This is a genomic window from Klebsiella ornithinolytica NBRC 105727 = ATCC 31898, assembly GCF_001598295.1.
Taxonomy (GTDB): Bacteria; Pseudomonadota; Gammaproteobacteria; order Enterobacterales; family Enterobacteriaceae; genus Klebsiella; species Klebsiella ornithinolytica.
On record NZ_BCYR01000007.1, the window covers coordinates 179539 to 195145 of the forward strand.

Consider the following 15607-nt stretch of genomic DNA (forward strand, 5'->3'; position numbering starts at 1 on the left):
GGGCGATGGCCGACTCGCCGCCGCCCCGGTGTTTCTGGCATCAGGCGCTAACCGTCAGAACCAGGTTTCCATTTGCATACCGAACGACCATTCACCGCCTGATTTAAAACCGCTGCTGCCTAAGGCATCATCGCTGGCGTAATTATCCAGTTTTTTGCTCCAGTCCATCCACGAGGTGTAGAGACGGATCTCCGGACGGCTGAAGAAATCGCCAATGCTACCGACCTTAAAGGTGGGGGCGAAGGTGAGTTTATAGAAACTTCCGTTCACCGCATGGCGGTCGTTGTAGCCTTCGGGTTTGAGATCCATGTACTGGTAGGTGCCTTCGTAAGCAAGGGCGAAGTTCTGAGTGATCTCCTGAATCAGACGCAGGTTGAGCGTCGCCCACTGGTAGCTGTCGCCATCGACATAGCGATCTTTACTGCTCTGCGCCAGCACCGCCGGGGCGATAAACCAGTTCTCGCTGAGCGGCGTGGTGCCGTAGCTGGCGAAGCGCCAGGTATTTGCTCCCGGGCGCAACCCGCCGTCGGAACCGACGCCTTTCACTTCGGCACCCAGCCCGTGGCCATAGAGCAGGGCCGTTTTGCTGGTCCCTTCACGCAGGCCGTAAAAGCTGTCGTTGTGCAGACCGAGCAGCGTATGTACCCCGGTATTTGCCGCATCGCCTTTGACCAGATTACCGTTGGTATCTTTGCGCTCATCATTATCTTTCGCCCGCATCCCGCTGACCATCACCTGCACCGGGCCGATGAAGTTATTCATGCTGAGGATGTAGTTCTGCACGCTATTGCTTGAATCATCAATATCGCCGAAGTTGCGCCCGTATAAAGAGAAGTTACTCCGCAGGCTGTCGTTCCACTTCACGTCGTAAATACCGCCGCCGGTCCCGGCGAGGAATACCACGTCGGAGTCGACCCAGTGAATATCAAAGTTGTCGCGGTCGAAACGTTTCCCGGCCCACAGGGTTGAACCTTTGAAGGGACCCTCGAAGGTGGGCAGATTACCCAGCTCGACGAAAGCCTGGCGCACGTTCAAATCGCTGCTGCTTGCCGTCCAGTCGTTGTAGGTGGTTTGGCCGTCGGCCACCATCACCTTGAAGCGCGTCGTTGCCCCGTTATCCAGGGTCTGCTTATGTTCGAGGTTCATTTCGACATAGGTGTCGGCCTGGTTCCCCAGACGGCCAATGGCCCCGCCGGTTTCCCCCGCCGGTGTCATATAGGCGCCGGATTTGGTACTGGCGGCGGAGTCATTCATGATTACGCCGGAGCGGGCGTAGCCGTGGAACTCAAACCCGCTTTTCTCGTCGGCTTTTTTCTCCAGCTGGGCGGTGCGCTGGGCTACCTGCTGGGTGTTGTCCTGGGTTTTTTGCTGCTGGGTGGTGAGCTGCTCGACTTTCTTCTCCGCCGACTCGGCGCGGTTTTCCGCGGTCTGCGCCCGGTTTTCGGCATCCTGCAGGCGTTTTTCCAGGGCGATCAAACGGGCTTCGATACTGCTGAGGTCCGTTTGTGCATGAGCTGAGGCCGCGCCGGTGAGCAAAGTAATAACAACCGCGAGTGTGCTTTTTTTATACATGTAGGTCGCATCCCAAACGTAAAATTGACATTATTGTGTTTTTGCTAAACCGGTTTAGGCGCTATGTTAAACATGACCTTTAACATCTGTGAATATAAATTGCTAAACCGATTTAATAAATGTGATGGATGCAACAAAGTGGGCCGCCAGAGCAGCCCGAAAGGATCAAAATGAGAGGTTAAGATCGTGCTGGTAGGGAAGGGCGGTCATCGCCCCTTTGGCGGTAGTGGCCAGCGCTCCGCAGGTTTGCGCCTGCATGATTGCCGGTTCCAGCGCCGCGGGATCCGTTGGCATTCCCTTCGCGGCAAGACTGGCAAGCAGCCCGGCGACAAACGCATCGCCTGCGCCGGTCGTATCAACGCTGACCACCGGCTGCGCGGAGAAGTGGATTAACTGCTGCTGAAAAGCGGTGAGCACCCCGGCTTTACCCTGAGTGACCAGCAGAAGTTCAGGCTGGTAGCGCTGGGTCAGGGCGGTTATCCCTTCGACTAAATCGTCTCTGCCGCTGATTAACGCCAGCTCTTCTTCGGACAGTTTTACCACGTTTGCCAGACGCAGCGCGCGATCGAGACAGGCGTGCAGCAGCTCCGGGTCTTGCCAGAGATCCGCGCGGATATTGGGGTCAAAGCTGACCCGACCGCCGGCTAATTTTATTCTCTCCATCGCCGCGAAGGTTGTGCTGCGGCTGGGTTCGGCGCTGAGCGCGATGGAGCAGACGTGCAGCCATTCGTTGGCGGCGAAGGGCGGAAGATCTTCCGGCTGTAAAAACAGATCCGCGCTGGGGCGCACCATAAAGGTAAAGGTTCTTTCCCCTTCGCCATCAAGATCGACCACCACGGTAGAGGTCCGGTGCTGCGGATCGCAGCGCATGTAGCGGGTATCCACCTGCTCCTCGCGCAGAGTTTGCTGCATAAAGCGGCCAAAAGGATCGTCGCCGACGCGGCCGATAAACCCGCTGTTGCCACCCAGGCGGGCGATACCTACCGCCACATTGGCCGGTGCGCCGCCGGGACACTGCAACAGGCGACCGCCGCTTTCCGGCAGCAGGTCCACTACCGCATCCCCAAGCACCCAAACTTTTGCATTCATACTGTTTTCACCTCAATGCTAAACTTAATTAAACCGGTTTAGCTTATTTAAGCATAGCCCGCCGATGAACGAAACGCTGCGATCGATAAAGTGAGAAGCAGGACAAAAAACGGCGTGACGGAAGCGGGGAGCATCGTTCCCGGAGGCAGAACTCCAGCTGTGGACTTTTACTGCCTGGTGTTCTTCGCTATATTTTGTGAAGCAATGATTTGCCCACTGCCGGCGAGCGAGGGAGAGCGTATTTAAAGATGGTGAGTCGTTTTGGCAATATTCACGCTTTTTACCAGTCGCTGGAGCTGACAAGCCATCTGCCAGAGGTTATTGCCTGCGGTGAAGATCTTGAGCTGGCCAGCGGCGAGCGTTTCCAGCCCGCAGAAGGGTTCATCTACTTTTTGCGGCAAGGGCAGGTGACCCTTGCCGTAGATGATGAGCAAAATCTGCTGGGTATTGTTATTGAAAATATGCCGCTGGGCCTGCTGGAGCACTATTGTCCGTCGGCCAGATTCTTCTACCGCTGCCAGGAAAATTGTCGCTTTAGCAAAATTACCGCCAGCGATTTTGAACGTATTTTTTATCATTCGTCGCCGCAGTACATGAAAGAGCTGACGACAATTCTGGTTTATATGGGCATCTTCGTACTGGATGTCAGCAATGAAAGAGGCAATCTGTCGGGGTTCCAGACCATCAAATCGATGCTCTTTCGCTATCTGTACCGCCGCGAAATTGATACCGGCAAGCGCGAAAGTTTGTCCGCTTTTATTATCAAACGAACGAATCTTTCAAGAAGCTATGTCTATCAGGTGCTGGCGGCGCTGAAAGAGGGGGGATATATTACGGTGAAAAAAGGGCAGCTTATTTCCATTGACCGGAAAATCCCTGAAAAATTCTGATTAATACTCGCATGGAAAATTATTTTTAATTATTTCCCCGGCGTCGTGACGCCTTCATTCCGCTTACGGCTTAATTTAATTATCTCTCTGGAGTTATTCTATGACCCTGGATTATGTTGCATTGGCTATCCTCGTTGCGGTAGTCCTGATCCTGTTTTACGGGGTAATTGTGATTCACGATATCCCCTATGAAATTGCTAAAAAAAGAAATCATCCGCATCAGGATGCGATCCATTACGCCGGATGGGTGAGCCTGTTTACACTGCATATCCTGTGGCCGCTGCTGTGGATTTGGGCCACTCTGTGGCGTGAAGACCGCGGCTGGGGGATGCAAAAAATGGCGCAAGAACAGAGCGACCTGCATCATCGCCTGGAACAGGCCTGCACTCGTCTGGACACCCTTCAGCAGGAATTAAATGTGGTGAAACAGCGTGCCGCAGTCAATATAAATAATAAAGGGGCTGAATAATGGAAACGTTGCTGCTCCTGTGTTATGCCGCATTAAGTATTGCGATATTTAAAATTTTCCGTATTCCGCTGAATAAATGGACGGTGCCTACCGCCGTATTAGGTGGGGTGGTACTGATTGGCGCATTAATTCTGGGAATGAACTATAACTTCCCCTACACCGATATAGGTAAACAGGTCTTTCGCACGGTGCCTGTTGTCTCGCAAACGCGCGGCCGGGTGATGAGCGTGCCGGTGCAGCCGAATCAAATGCTGCACAAGGGGGACGTCTTGTTCACCCTCGACCCGACGCCCTTTCAGGCGCAGGTTGATGATTTGACAGCGCAGGTCAAAGCGGCCAGCCAGGATGCGCTGTCGCTCAACGCCGCTCTCAACAGTGCCCAGGCCGATCTCCAAAAAGCGATAGCGTTGCGCGATCGGGCGCAGCGGGAATATGCTCGCTTCCAGGCGGGCCACGACAAAGGCGCATTTTCAGATCAGATGGTGGATACCCGCCGTCAGAGCTGGAAGGCCGATGAAGCCGCGGTCGCCGCTGCTCAGGCGAGCGTAGTTCAGGCGCACAATAACCTGAATTCGGTGGTCAACGGCGAAAACACCAAAGTCGCCTCGCTGCTGGCGCAGCTGCGCGCGGCGGAGTTTAAACTGGAAAATACCGTCGTTCGCGCCCCGTCAGATGGCTACGTCAGCACCGTCGGTTTACGCCCCGGGACGATGTCGACAGCCCTCGGTCTGAAGCCGGTGATGACCTTTGTCCCGACGGGAGAAGCGGACAAACGTGAGTTCGTGGCGGCCTTCCGCCAGAATTCGTTGCAGCGTCTGGAAAAAGGCGAGCAGGCCGAGCTCCTGTTCCCGGCGGTACCGGGGACGGTATTTCACGCCGAGGTGACCGAGGTGCTGCCGGCGATTGGCGAGAGTCAGTTTCAGGGACAGGGGACATTGCTGACAACTCGCGATCTGGATACCCGCGGTCGGGCGCTGGTGGTCTTCCGGGTGACGGATACGCGGCTACAAAACTACCATCTGCCGCAGGGAACCGATGTTGAAGCGGCGGTTTACTCCGGCCATTTAGAGCACCTGTCGCTAATCAGGAAGATCCTGATCCGCATGAAAAGCTGGGAAAACTACCTTTATCTCGATCATTAACCTGTCGTTTGCGTACGCCGTTAAGCGGGCGCTGGTCGGGCAACTCACGTGCCTGGCCAGCGTCTTATCATCCCTCTGCCAGACCGTCGATAATCACCTGCATTATCCCCTGAGAACAGGGTTCAATCCGGCCGCGCACGCCATAGACCGACGCAAGTATCTCCGGCGTAATCACCTGCGACGGCGCGCCGTCGGCCAGCAGCTGGCCTTCCTTCAGCATCAGCACATGATCGGCATGGCGCAACGCAATATTAATATCATGTACCACCACCAGGGTGATGATATTGCGCCGGCGGGTCTCCTGGCGTACCAGGTCCATCACGTGAAACTGGTAGTTCAAATCCAGCGCGCTGAGCGGTTCATCCAGCAGGAGTAATGACGGCTGGCGGATAAGCGACTGGGCCAGGCCGACGAGCTGTTTTTGCCCGCCGGAAAGCTGGTCCAGGTAGCTTAACGCCAGATGTGCAATACCCAGCTGGCGCAGCAGGGACATGACTTCCGCCTCGCTATCAGAACGTACGCCTCCGGCAGCGTGCCGGGCGACGATAATTGACTCCAGCACGTGCAGATGCACGCCTGCAGGCAGCGTTTGCGGTAGATAGACCACTTTTTCTGCCCGTCTGGCAAACGGTAGCGTCAGCAGGTTTTCTCCGGCCAGTGACAGTTCCCCCGTCGACGGGCCGAGGCCCGCCATCGCCCGCATTAGCGTCGATTTCCCGCTGCCGTTGGGACCCAGAAGCGCCGTGATTTTACCGCACGGTAGATGAGGGACAGTCAGATCGTGAATGACCTGACGTTTCGGATAACCGGCGTTGAAATGGCCGAGCGCCAGTCCCGATTCCGCTGGGGTGTGCAGGCTCATACGTTCCCCCGATGGCGTAAAATAATGCTCAGGAAGAAGGGAACACCGACCAGCGAGGTGACTATCCCTACCGGGATGATCGCGCCGGGCAGCAGATTCTTCGACGCCACCGAGGCGAGCGATAGCACCAGCGCGCCAATAAAGGCGCTGGCGGGCAGATAAAAGCGGTGATCCTCACCAAAAACCAGGCGCGCAATGTGCGGTGCGACGAGGCCAATAAAGCCGATTGGGCCAACGAAGGCCACCGACAGCGCCGATAAGATGCTAATGCGCAAAAGCGTGGTCAGACGCAGACGACGGACGTTGATGCCAAAACTCATCGCCCGATCTTCGCCGAGGCGCAGCGCGGTTAGCTTCCACGCATTCAGCATGGAAAGTGGCATCACGACCGCCAGGACGGCAAATAAAATCCCCACTTTTTGCCAGGAGGCGCGATCGATACTGCCCATGGTCCAGAACACCAGGCCTTGTAGCGTGTCCTCATTGGCAACAAACTGCAGCATCGATACCAGGGCGTTAAAGGTAAATACCAGCGCGATACCAAATAAGATGACCCCGGAAGTGGCGACCTGGGTCCAGCGGGTAATGCCGTCCAGCAGCAGGGCGGCCAGTAGGGCGAACAGAAACGCGTTTGCGGAGGTAAACCACTGGTTGGGAATGCCGGGAAGGCCAATCCCCAGCACGATGGCCAGCGCTGCGCCGAACGCCGCCGCTGAGGAGACGCCGAGTGTAAAAGGGCTGGCGAGCGGATTGTTGAGGATCGTTTGCATCTCTGCGCCGGCCAGGCCCAGAGCAAGGCCCACCACCACTGCCATCAGCGCGTAGGGCATACGAATATCCCAGACAATGACCCGCGTTCCGGCCGCTGCGCTGCCGGGGTTCGTCAGGGTTTGCCATAGGGTATGTAGCGACATGCCTGACGGCCCGAGCACGAAATCGAGTAGCAGCGAGGCGACAATCAGCAGCAACAACAGCAGCATCAATGCGATGCGGCGACGCAGAATTTGGCGATAGTGGGCCATCACGCCGTCGGTACCAGTATTCCGTATGCGGATGCCGGATTCAGTGGTCGAACTCATGCGGGTTACTCACCTTGTTTCCAGGAAAAAACGAACGGCAGGTCTGGCAGGGAGGTAAAGCGACGCACGATGTCGTGGTACGTCTCATCGGGATTCAGGGTAGTGAACGCCCGCGGGTAGATATCTTTTGCCAGGTACTCCATGCCGACGATATTCCACGGATGGTTATAGAAATGGTGGTAAACCCCGTAGGCCCGCTTCGCTTTTACCGCCGGGATATCGCTGACGCCGGTTCTCGCCAGCAGCGCTTCACCCTGGGCATTAACCTCCTGCTGGCTGACCTGGTAGCCTAGCGGCAGTACCTGGCTGTTGCCGCGCTTCGAACCCGTCATGATGTAGGCATCGGGCTTCATGCTGATAATTTTTTCCAGCGATACAAATCCGGAGGCGCCGGGAAGCAGCTGGGAGCCAACATTAGTGGCGCCGACGGCTTCCACTAATCCGCCCCAACCGCTGTGCCCGTGGGTAAAGCAGCAGGCGTCGCTATTGCCGGCCAGCGCTTCGACGAAAACCGTGGCTTTTGGGGTGATTGTGGCCGTTTGCTGCTCGATAGCGTGCAGGTGCCGGCGGTAGAAATCGGTATAAGCTTTGGCGTTGCTCTCACGGTTAAGCACCTGACCTAACAGGTCGATGCTGGGGGCGGTATCGCGGGAAGGATTGACTTCATAATCGACAAATAACACCGGAATCTTCAGTGCGGTAAGTTTGCCGATCACCCCGCTTTCGGTCAGCGCCGGCTTTGCGCGCAGCTGTGCAATCATCAGATCGGGCTGGCGGGAGAGGACGCTTTCCAGGTCAACGTTGCCTTTGTCGCTAAAGCCCATATCAAGAATGGCTGCTGACTGCGGCCACTTCTGCTGCAGCATTTTCCAGGTCGCCACGTCCTGCTTTTTCGCCAGGTTGTTCCAGGCCACAACGCGTTGAAACGGGTTGTCCCGATCCAGCAGCGCCAGCGACATGAGATCCCGTCCATCTTGCAGGATGATGCGCTGGGGTTCATGCTGGAGCGTTATCTGACGGCCATCGAGGTCGGTAACCGTGAGGGGATATTGCGTCGCGTAGCTAAGCGCGGGGATCGAGATTAAGGCAGTAAGAATGAGTGAACTTACTGATTTTCTTGCCATAATTTGAGTTCCGTTTGCATATTTATAAATATAATGATTTTGATAATTATTCGCGTATAAAAATAAACGGCAGGTATATGAAAAAGCATTTTCATAAAATGTAACAACTTACTGGAATTTGCTGGTGCATCCTGAATAGCGTGGTAGTAAGACTGAAAAATGGGAAAAATAGACGGCTCTGGTTTTAAGAACTATCCCTAAAGTCATGACCGGAATGTTATGCCATGCTGTTGATGACTCATAACATTAAGCACGTTAGAGAGGAAATGATGAAAAAAGCAATGATTGCGTTATCTGCGATTCTGGTAGCAGCCCCTGTTTTTGCTGCGACAACACACGCAACTGATGATACCGTCGCGGCGGCCCATGAAGGGGCGAATACGGCGAAAGAAAAACTGCACCAGGCCCAGAACGAGGGCGAAGAGCAGAAGCTGAAAGCCGAACACGCGGCGCAAGGTAAAAGCGACAGCGTCGGCAGCCAGGTGAGCGAAGGTGCTCAAAAAACCTGGAATAAGACCAAAGAAGGGACGGAGAAGGGTTGGGATAAGACCAAAGAAGGGACGGAAAAAGGCTGGAATAAGACTAAAGCCGCCACCGAAAAAGGCTGGGATAAAACCAAGCAGGGTGCGGAAGAGCTGAAAAATAAAGTCACCGAATAATTCCGGTAGCGTTGCATAAAATAAGGTCGCGAAAGCGGCCTTTTTTTTGCCCCTCATCGGCAGCGACGGTGATGACGTCGCGGCGACGCCCCTCGCGGCGTTGATAGCGAACGATAATGCCAGGAATTGTCCTGGATATCCTGATACTCACTCTTTCTCCACATTCCGGCGGTAAAAAGGAGGCATATCAGGAGGTGTACAATGAAAAAAATGATTTCTCTGGCCGTTATGTTGTCCTGCGCATTAAGCTCGTTAGCCTGGGCCGACGGCCCGAACGGCAACGGTAACCCAGGCCAACAGCAGGTGTGGCAAAACGGCTCTGGGCACGGTAGTCCGGACGGCAATCGTCAGCAGGGACCGGGTAATAATGGTCCTCAGGGCAACGGCGACAGCCATCGTCAGGGCGCGGATAATCGCGGCTCGGATCGTCACAACCCCGGCGACAATCGCGGCAATAATCATGCACAAGGGAAGTCGCATCAGGAACGTCATGAACAAGACCACTTTGCGTGGAACGGGCATGACTTCCGTAAGGGGCAACCTGCGCCGGAGCGTTATCGCGGGAATGATTATCGGGTCAGCAACTGGAACGATCGCGGCCTGCCGCCGCCTCCGCAGGGGCAGCGCTGGTCGTATATTAACGGCAACTATGTCCTGATTGCGGCGGCCACCGGCATCATTACGTCTATTCTGGTGAACGGCGTCCTTTCGCATTAATTTCGCACCGATGCTGCAGGGGCGAATCCGCCCTCGGGCAAACCCTCTCCCGTTCAGGGAGAGGGGATTACCGCCGGGTGATCTGTTATCCCGTGCAATCTATCTTTTATTCAACGCCTCATCCGGCCAGTACTTATAGCCGTTGAGCATCGCCTGAGCGGCCAGCCCTTTCTCGGTAATTTCATAAACGTTCACTTTCGACGGCAGCGAAGAGGTATCCTTTGCGACGCCGCTTGCCGACGCGGCGACCGGCGCGACACCTTTATCATCATATTTCGCCGCAGCATTCGCGTCTGCGCCGACCATATAGCCCTGGGTAATAAAGGTGTGGAGTGCCGCTTTATCGTGGAACACCAGTACGGTGCGCTGCTGCTTCACGCCCATCCCCAGCCCGGCGCCGCCCTGAGCCATTTTCATATAGGTATCTTTGCCGGTGCGGAGATCTTTAACCACGCCGTAACCGCTGCCAAATCCTAATACCAGAATTTTGCTGCTGTTGCTGGCAAATACGGCATAGCCATCGGCGTGCTGGATATCGCTACGGGCTTCCGGGTAGAGAGAATAGAGTTTGCTCAGCGTTTCGCTGCGTATTTTTTGAATACTGGCGCGCTGCTGGCTGGCGGTATCACCCTGGGCGCTACAGCCTGCCAGCGCCAGCGCTGACGCCAGGAAAAGAGCCTGATATTTCATATTTGAGTTCTACGCTATTCTGCGTCCATCTTATGGCGCGCGTTTATTTTTCCGTTGGTTCCGGAGGAGGCGTCGTGAATCATTTTCAGGTATGTCGTGGTGATTTCGCTGCCTGCGCTATCGGCATGCTCGCTGCCCGCAACATGGCGCCTCCTGAGGAAATGCGGGTATTTAATACGCTGATTTAAGCGTGGCGATCGTAGAATAAAAACTCGTTAACAATCCAATAATTAAAAGTTTATATTTAAATTTTGCCTTATTTGTGGGCTATGTCACTATTAAAATAAGGTTTATTAGCATGGTGTTGCTGGCCTTTTTTACATTCTGTTGAACGCCTTACTCTTTTTCGCATTGCCGGTAACTTGCTGAATAATCATTAGTAAATGAGATGAAGCGCACGCCGGAAATCAGAAATCTTGCTTGCATTAAACGCTTATCCAGATAAGTTATTGAGTCTGAGATTATTCTTCATACTTCACGTTTTGGGGTTCTGGCATCCCACTTTTCGACAACCGTTTACCTGAAGCCTGAATGAATCAGAATATCTATTTCTTATTTCCCGGAGACCGGCATGAGCAATTTTGTGATTCCAGAAATTAAAGCAGCTGAAGAAGAGATGATTGCGATCCGTCATTATTTACATGCCCATCCGGAATTAAGTCTGGAAGAGTTTAATACCAGCGAGCTGGTGGCGAAAAAACTGGCGGAGTGGGGTTATGCGGTGACCCGCGAGCTGGGGAAAACCGGGCTGGTAGGGTCGCTTACGAAAGGGCATTCATCGCGCACGATCGGGCTGCGCGCCGATATGGACGCACTGCCGATTTTTGAAACCACGGAATTACCCTGGGCCAGCACCGTACCAGGGAAAATGCACGCCTGCGGCCACGACGGTCACACCACTATTCTGCTGGCGGCGGCAAAATATATTGCCTCGCCGGCCTGCCAGTTTAACGGCACGGTGCATGTGATTTTCCAGCCAGCGGAAGAGGCGATTGGCGGCGCAGACCTGATGATAAAAGACGGGTTGTTTGAACGCTTCCCCTGCGATTGCGTGTTTGCGCTGCACAATATGCCTGGACTGCCGGTCGGCAAGCTGGGCTTCTACGCCGGCAACTTTATGGCGTCGGCGGATACCGTCAAGATAACCATTCACGGCTACGGCGGCCACGGCGCCCATCCGGAGCGCGCGGTCGATCCCATTCTCGCCGGCTCGGCGCTGGTGATGGCCCTGCAAAGTATCGTCGCGCGTAACGTGCCGCCGGGGGAAACCGCCGTTGTCACCGTCGGCACCTTCCAGTCGGGCATCGCCTCTAACGTGATCCCGGAAAGCGCGGTGATGGAACTGACCGTGCGGGCGATGAAGCAGGAGGTACGCGACCTGCTGATTAAACGGATTCACGACATCACCGAATTTACCGCCAAAAGCTACGGAGCGACCAGCGAGATTGAGGTCTACGACTCCTACCCGGTGCTGACCAATAGCGTGGAGGAGACCGCGTTCGCCAAAGCATTAGCGACGGAACTCTTTGGTAGCGAACAGGTGCTGGAATCCATTTCACCGATGAATGCCAGCGAAGATTTTGCCTTTATGCTGCAGGCGCGTCCGGGCTGCTATTTCCTGCTGGGTAACGGCGAGAAGGGCGATAAAGGCGGCTGCATGGTGCATAACCCTGGCTATGACTTTAACGATGACATTATTACCACCGGGGCGTCGTTTTTCGCCCGGTTAGTTGAAACACACTGCCGTTGATCTCTGGAGCTCGTAAATAATGAAAAAATCACTACTGCTGTGGGTCGCGCTGATGGCATCCGCATCGACGCTGGCCGCAGAACAAAAAGAAATTCGTTTTGGCGTCGATCCCACTTTTGCGCCGTTTGAATGGAAAGACCCGCAGGGCAAACTGGCGGGTTTCGATATTGATTTAGGCAACGCCATCTGCCAGCAGCTGCAGGCGAAATGCGTGTGGGTGGAAAGCAACTTCGACGGCATTATTCCGGCGCTGAAGGCGCGTAAATTCGACGCGATTCTCTCCGGCATGTATATGACCGAGAAACGCAAAGAGCAGATTGGCTTTAGCGACAAGCTATATAACGGCCCGGTGTTCCTCGTGGCGCGTAAAAATACGCTGACCGGCAATACGCCGGAGCAGCTCAAAGGCAAAACGATCGGCGTGGAGCAGGGCTCAGCGCAGGAGACTTACGTCAACCAGCACTGGCGTCCGGCGGGAATTAATATCGTGGCCTATCAGGGCGCTGACAGCGTCGTGCGGGATCTGGAGTCCGGGCGTATTGATGGCGCGGTGCTCTCCGGAATGATGGCGGACTACAGCTTCCTGCAGCAGCCGCAGGGCAAAGATTTCGCCTTTGTTGGCGGTCATTTGCAGGACGATAAGCTGTTTGGCGCCGGCGCTGCGATTGGCCTGCGTAAAGAGGACGATGCGCTGCGTCAGGAAATTAACCGCGCGATCGCGCAGATTCTTGCCGACGGAACCTATAAAAAACTGTCGGGTAAATATTTTAGCTTTGACGTCTATTCCGGGACATAATGTTGTGATGCGTCCGGCGGGCACGGATGGGCCCGCCGCAAGATTCCTTTTCTGACTCTCCACTCATAGTTCTTTCCCGCCCCTTGCGGCCTGGCGAAGGATGCAGAATATAAGCGATAAGGAGTGAACGGCATGAATACACGTCCATTGGGCAAAACCGGATTTTCCATCGCGCCGCTGGTCTTCGGCGGCAACGTGTTTGGCTGGACCTGCGATGAAAAAACCAGTTTTGCCATTCTTGATGCTTTTGTCGACCACGGCTTTGACGCCATTGATACCGCTGATGTCTACTCCCGCTGGGCGGATGGCAACCAGGGTGGCGAGTCGGAAACCCTGATTGGCCGCTGGCTGCAGGCGCGTCCGGGGATGCGTGATAAGGTAAAAATCTTCACCAAAGTGGGCTCTGATTTAGGGCTGCCCGGGCAAAAAGGGCTGAAGAAAGCCTGGATCCAGCAGGCCGTGGAAAACTCGCTGCGCCGTCTGAACACCGATTATATCGATCTCTATTTTGCCCACTGGCCGGACCCGGAAACCCCCATTGCCGAGACGTTGAGCGCTTTTCACGCGCTGCAGCAGGCGGGGAAAATTCGCGCGACGGGGGCTTCTAACCTGGATGCCCAGCAGCTTTCCGCGGCGCTGGAAGTGGCGCGGAAAGAGGGGCTGCCGGCCTGGCAGGTGCTGCAACCGGAATACAACCTCTATCACCGCTCCGCTTTTGAGGGGGCGCTGTGCGACCTGTGCATCAGCCGGGAAATAGGCGTCGTCACCTACTACAGCCTCGCCTCCGGCTTCCTGACCGGTAAATACCGTCAACAGGCCGATCTGGCGCAAAGCCAGCGCGGCAGCGGCATCGGGAAATACCTTAATCCGCGCGGAATGCGGATTATCGATACCCTGGAAGAGGTTGCCGCCCAGCATCATGCCAAACCTGGCGAAGTGGCGCTGGCCTGGCTGATGGGCCGGGAAGGGGTGACCGCGCCGATTGCCAGCGCCACCAGCGTGGCTCAGGTCGAGAGCTTTGCTCGTGCCGCTCAGCTGACGCTGAATGCCGCCCAACTGGCGCGGCTGGAGATTGCCAGCGCCTGACGACGACGTGCCGGAGCCGCCAGGCTCCGGCGTTACGCTCAGGAAGAATGGTTCGTCACATTCAGAATCTGCGCGCTGGCCCCGACCGGGAAATTGCTCAGCGCGGCAAAATCACTTCCCTGATAGCCGAGAATCTTGCCGTCGGTGCGCATCTGCTGCAGATCGATAAGGATCACGCCCAGCGTCGGAATGATTTTCTCGCGCCAGACGAACAGCGTCAGATCGTCCGCCACCTGCACATAGTGACAGCGATCGACATCCGCCAGACCTTTCTCCACACCCTCCAGACACTGCCAGGCATAGAAGTTATCGTTGAGATAAATATGCTCGTAGCGTTCGGTCGGGCTGTAGGTGTACTGGTTACGCATTCCCACCAGCGCGCGGGTGAAGGTCGGTAGCGGTCCCGGCTCGCGGTTCAGTCGGGCAAAATGGAAGCGGGCTTCGACTGCCGTCAGCGGCAGCCCCTGCTCGACGCGGCTGAACGCATCGAGGCGCGCGGCCTGCTCCGTCGGCAGCTGACCGTAGACCAGGGTAGCGTTATTTTGCGTCAGGTTGCACACCGCGCTGATGCTGGCGTTCTCCTTGCCGGGATCGAGAAAATCGATAAACAGTACATCGGGGCGAATGGCGGTCACGCGCCCGGAAACGGGCTGCCCGTCCCAGAGCAGGGCGTGGTCATCGGCCATCGTCAGCTGATGACGGGCGCCGTCGGCCAAATAAAAGGTCAGTGGCTTTCCGCCGGGCAAAGAGGCAACCGGCAGCACGTTGCCGTGAGGCGCAAAGCCGTCCGCAAGCGCGCCGACCTGAATAAATACGGCTTCTGAAGTCATGTGAGATCCTTGTTGTGTAAGAACGTTAAGCAAATGCCAGCGTCGGGACATCAACCGCACTGGCGCCGCCGTCGGCAACCAGCGTCGCACCGCTGATAATCGACGCCTGCGGGGAACAGAGGAACTGGCAGGCGAGCGCAATCTCCTGCGCGCTGGCCGGGCGGCGCAGCGGGACGTCGCGACACACCTGCTGATAGGCCTGCTCAAGGCTGATCCCCTGCGCGTCCATCAGCGGCTGCATCTCCTCATCGGCCATCGGCGTAGTCACCCAGCCGGGGCAAATGGCGTTGGCGCGTACGCCTTGCGGGCCATAGTCCCGCGCGACTGAACGCATCAGGCCCATCACTGCATGTTTGGCGGTGACGTAGCCGCAGGCCTGCGGTCCGGCGGCGAGGGAGGCGATCGAGGCGACAAACAGCACGTTGCCGCGTCGGGCAATCAGCGATGGCAGGCAGGCGCGGACGCTGGCAAACGCGCTGTTGAGATTGCTCTCCAGCGCCGCACGCCAGTGCCGGTCGCTGGTCTCCACGACGGCGCCGTTGCCCATGCCGCCCGCGCTACAGATTAAAACGTCGATATGGCCCGCGCGTTCGAGAATCGTCGGCAGCAGATGAGCCTGCCACTCATCGCCGCTGGCGGCATCGCCCGCCAGCGCCAGCGCGCCGGTCTCTTCCGCCAGCGCCTGCAAAGGGGCAAGACGGCGGCCGGTAATGAACACCGTCTCGCCCGCCGCCGCCATCAGTCGTGCACAGGCGGCGCCAATCCCGGTGCCACCGCCGGTAATCACTACCACTCTACTCATCGTTTCTCTCCCAACACGCCTGCTTTGTACCTTAGAAAGGGGATATGCTC

At 56.3% G+C, this 15607-nt stretch carries 16 protein-coding genes; 8 read left to right on the forward strand and 8 right to left on the reverse strand.

The window, feature by feature from the left end; all coding sequences use genetic code 11:
• Positions 1-54: 54 nt before the first annotated feature.
• Both ROR01S_RS15565 and cscK read right to left on the reverse strand, forming a co-directional pair.
• On the reverse strand, positions 55-1572 hold the full coding sequence (locus ROR01S_RS15565; RefSeq protein WP_004859034.1) for a carbohydrate porin: 1518 nt from the start codon (positions 1570-1572) through the stop codon (positions 55-57).
• A gap of 165 nt (positions 1573-1737) precedes the next feature.
• Positions 1738-2661: a fructokinase gene (gene cscK, locus ROR01S_RS15570; protein WP_064359658.1), complete on the reverse strand. Its 924-nt coding sequence runs from the start codon at positions 2659-2661 to the stop codon at positions 1738-1740.
• Between the two features lie 248 nt (positions 2662-2909).
• Here cscK and ROR01S_RS15575 point away from each other — a divergent pair, with 248 nt between their 5' ends.
• The 3 genes from ROR01S_RS15575 (at position 2910) to ROR01S_RS15585 (ending at position 5162) form a co-directional block, all read left to right on the forward strand.
• Positions 2910-3551, forward strand: coding sequence for a helix-turn-helix domain-containing protein (locus ROR01S_RS15575; protein WP_064359659.1), 642 nt, complete (start codon positions 2910-2912; stop codon positions 3549-3551).
• Positions 3552-3651: 100 nt separating this feature from the next.
• The gene (locus ROR01S_RS15580) at positions 3652-4020 is read left to right on the forward strand and encodes a DUF3302 domain-containing protein (RefSeq protein ID WP_004859053.1); all 369 of its coding nucleotides are present in this window, start codon (positions 3652-3654) and stop codon (positions 4018-4020) included.
• The gene (locus ROR01S_RS15585) at positions 4020-5162 is read left to right on the forward strand and encodes an HlyD family secretion protein (RefSeq protein ID WP_004859055.1); all 1143 of its coding nucleotides are present in this window, start codon (positions 4020-4022) and stop codon (positions 5160-5162) included. Before ROR01S_RS15580 ends, ROR01S_RS15585 begins: the two co-directional genes overlap by 1 nt.
• A gap of 67 nt (positions 5163-5229) precedes the next feature.
• Here the strand turns inward: ROR01S_RS15585 and ROR01S_RS15590 are convergent, their stop codons facing one another.
• Genes ROR01S_RS15590 through ROR01S_RS15600 form a run of 3 tightly spaced genes read right to left on the reverse strand, consistent with a single transcriptional unit; the run spans position 5230 to position 8227 of the window.
• Complete coding sequence (locus ROR01S_RS15590) at positions 5230-6024, reverse strand: ABC transporter ATP-binding protein (protein ID WP_015584969.1); 795 nt, start codon at positions 6022-6024, stop codon at positions 5230-5232.
• A complete protein-coding gene (locus tag ROR01S_RS15595; protein WP_160873239.1) occupies positions 6021-7049 on the reverse strand; it encodes a FecCD family ABC transporter permease in 1029 nt (342 codons plus the stop codon). Before ROR01S_RS15595 ends, ROR01S_RS15590 begins: the two co-directional genes overlap by 4 nt.
• A gap of 59 nt (positions 7050-7108) precedes the next feature.
• Positions 7109-8227, reverse strand: a complete 1119-nt coding sequence (locus ROR01S_RS15600) for an ABC transporter substrate-binding protein (protein WP_015584968.1) — start codon at positions 8225-8227, stop codon at positions 7109-7111.
• Between the two features lie 269 nt (positions 8228-8496).
• Here ROR01S_RS15600 and ROR01S_RS15605 point away from each other — a divergent pair, with 269 nt between their 5' ends.
• Both ROR01S_RS15605 and ROR01S_RS15610 read left to right on the forward strand, forming a co-directional pair.
• The gene (locus tag ROR01S_RS15605; RefSeq protein WP_015584967.1) at positions 8497-8886 is read left to right on the forward strand and encodes a KPN_00521 family repetitive protein; all 390 of its coding nucleotides are present in this window, start codon (positions 8497-8499) and stop codon (positions 8884-8886) included.
• 201 nt (positions 8887-9087) lie between these two features.
• Positions 9088-9603 carry an RcnB family protein gene (locus ROR01S_RS15610; protein WP_064359660.1) on the forward strand — a complete coding sequence of 172 codons (516 nt, stop codon included), beginning with the start codon at positions 9088-9090 and terminating at the stop codon, positions 9601-9603.
• Between the two features lie 99 nt (positions 9604-9702).
• Here ROR01S_RS15610 and ROR01S_RS15615 read toward each other — a convergent pair whose 3' ends face one another.
• Positions 9703-10293 (reverse strand): lipid-binding SYLF domain-containing protein, encoded by a 591-nt coding sequence (locus ROR01S_RS15615; RefSeq protein ID WP_004859069.1) that lies wholly within the window; start codon positions 10291-10293, stop codon positions 9703-9705.
• A gap of 571 nt (positions 10294-10864) precedes the next feature.
• Between ROR01S_RS15615 and ROR01S_RS15620 the strand changes: the two genes are divergently transcribed.
• From ROR01S_RS15620 to ROR01S_RS15630, 3 genes are all read left to right on the forward strand, one after another.
• Positions 10865-12043 carry a M20 aminoacylase family protein gene (locus ROR01S_RS15620; protein WP_015584965.1) on the forward strand — a complete coding sequence of 393 codons (1179 nt, stop codon included), beginning with the start codon at positions 10865-10867 and terminating at the stop codon, positions 12041-12043.
• Positions 12044-12062: 19 nt separating this feature from the next.
• Entirely contained in the window at positions 12063-12839 is a 777-nt protein-coding gene (locus tag ROR01S_RS15625) for an ABC transporter substrate-binding protein (RefSeq protein WP_004859075.1), read from the forward strand.
• A gap of 132 nt (positions 12840-12971) precedes the next feature.
• Entirely contained in the window at positions 12972-13925 is a 954-nt protein-coding gene (locus ROR01S_RS15630; protein WP_004859079.1) for an aldo/keto reductase, read from the forward strand.
• A 38-nt stretch (positions 13926-13963) separates the two neighbouring features.
• Here ROR01S_RS15630 and ROR01S_RS15635 read toward each other — a convergent pair whose 3' ends face one another.
• Together ROR01S_RS15635 and ROR01S_RS15640 are read right to left on the reverse strand one after the other, a co-directional pair.
• Positions 13964-14755: a MoaF C-terminal domain-containing protein gene (locus ROR01S_RS15635; RefSeq protein ID WP_004859082.1), complete on the reverse strand. Its 792-nt coding sequence runs from the start codon at positions 14753-14755 to the stop codon at positions 13964-13966.
• A gap of 25 nt (positions 14756-14780) precedes the next feature.
• Positions 14781-15557 (reverse strand): SDR family NAD(P)-dependent oxidoreductase, encoded by a 777-nt coding sequence (locus tag ROR01S_RS15640; protein ID WP_064359661.1) that lies wholly within the window; start codon positions 15555-15557, stop codon positions 14781-14783.
• Positions 15558-15607 lie beyond the last annotated feature (50 nt).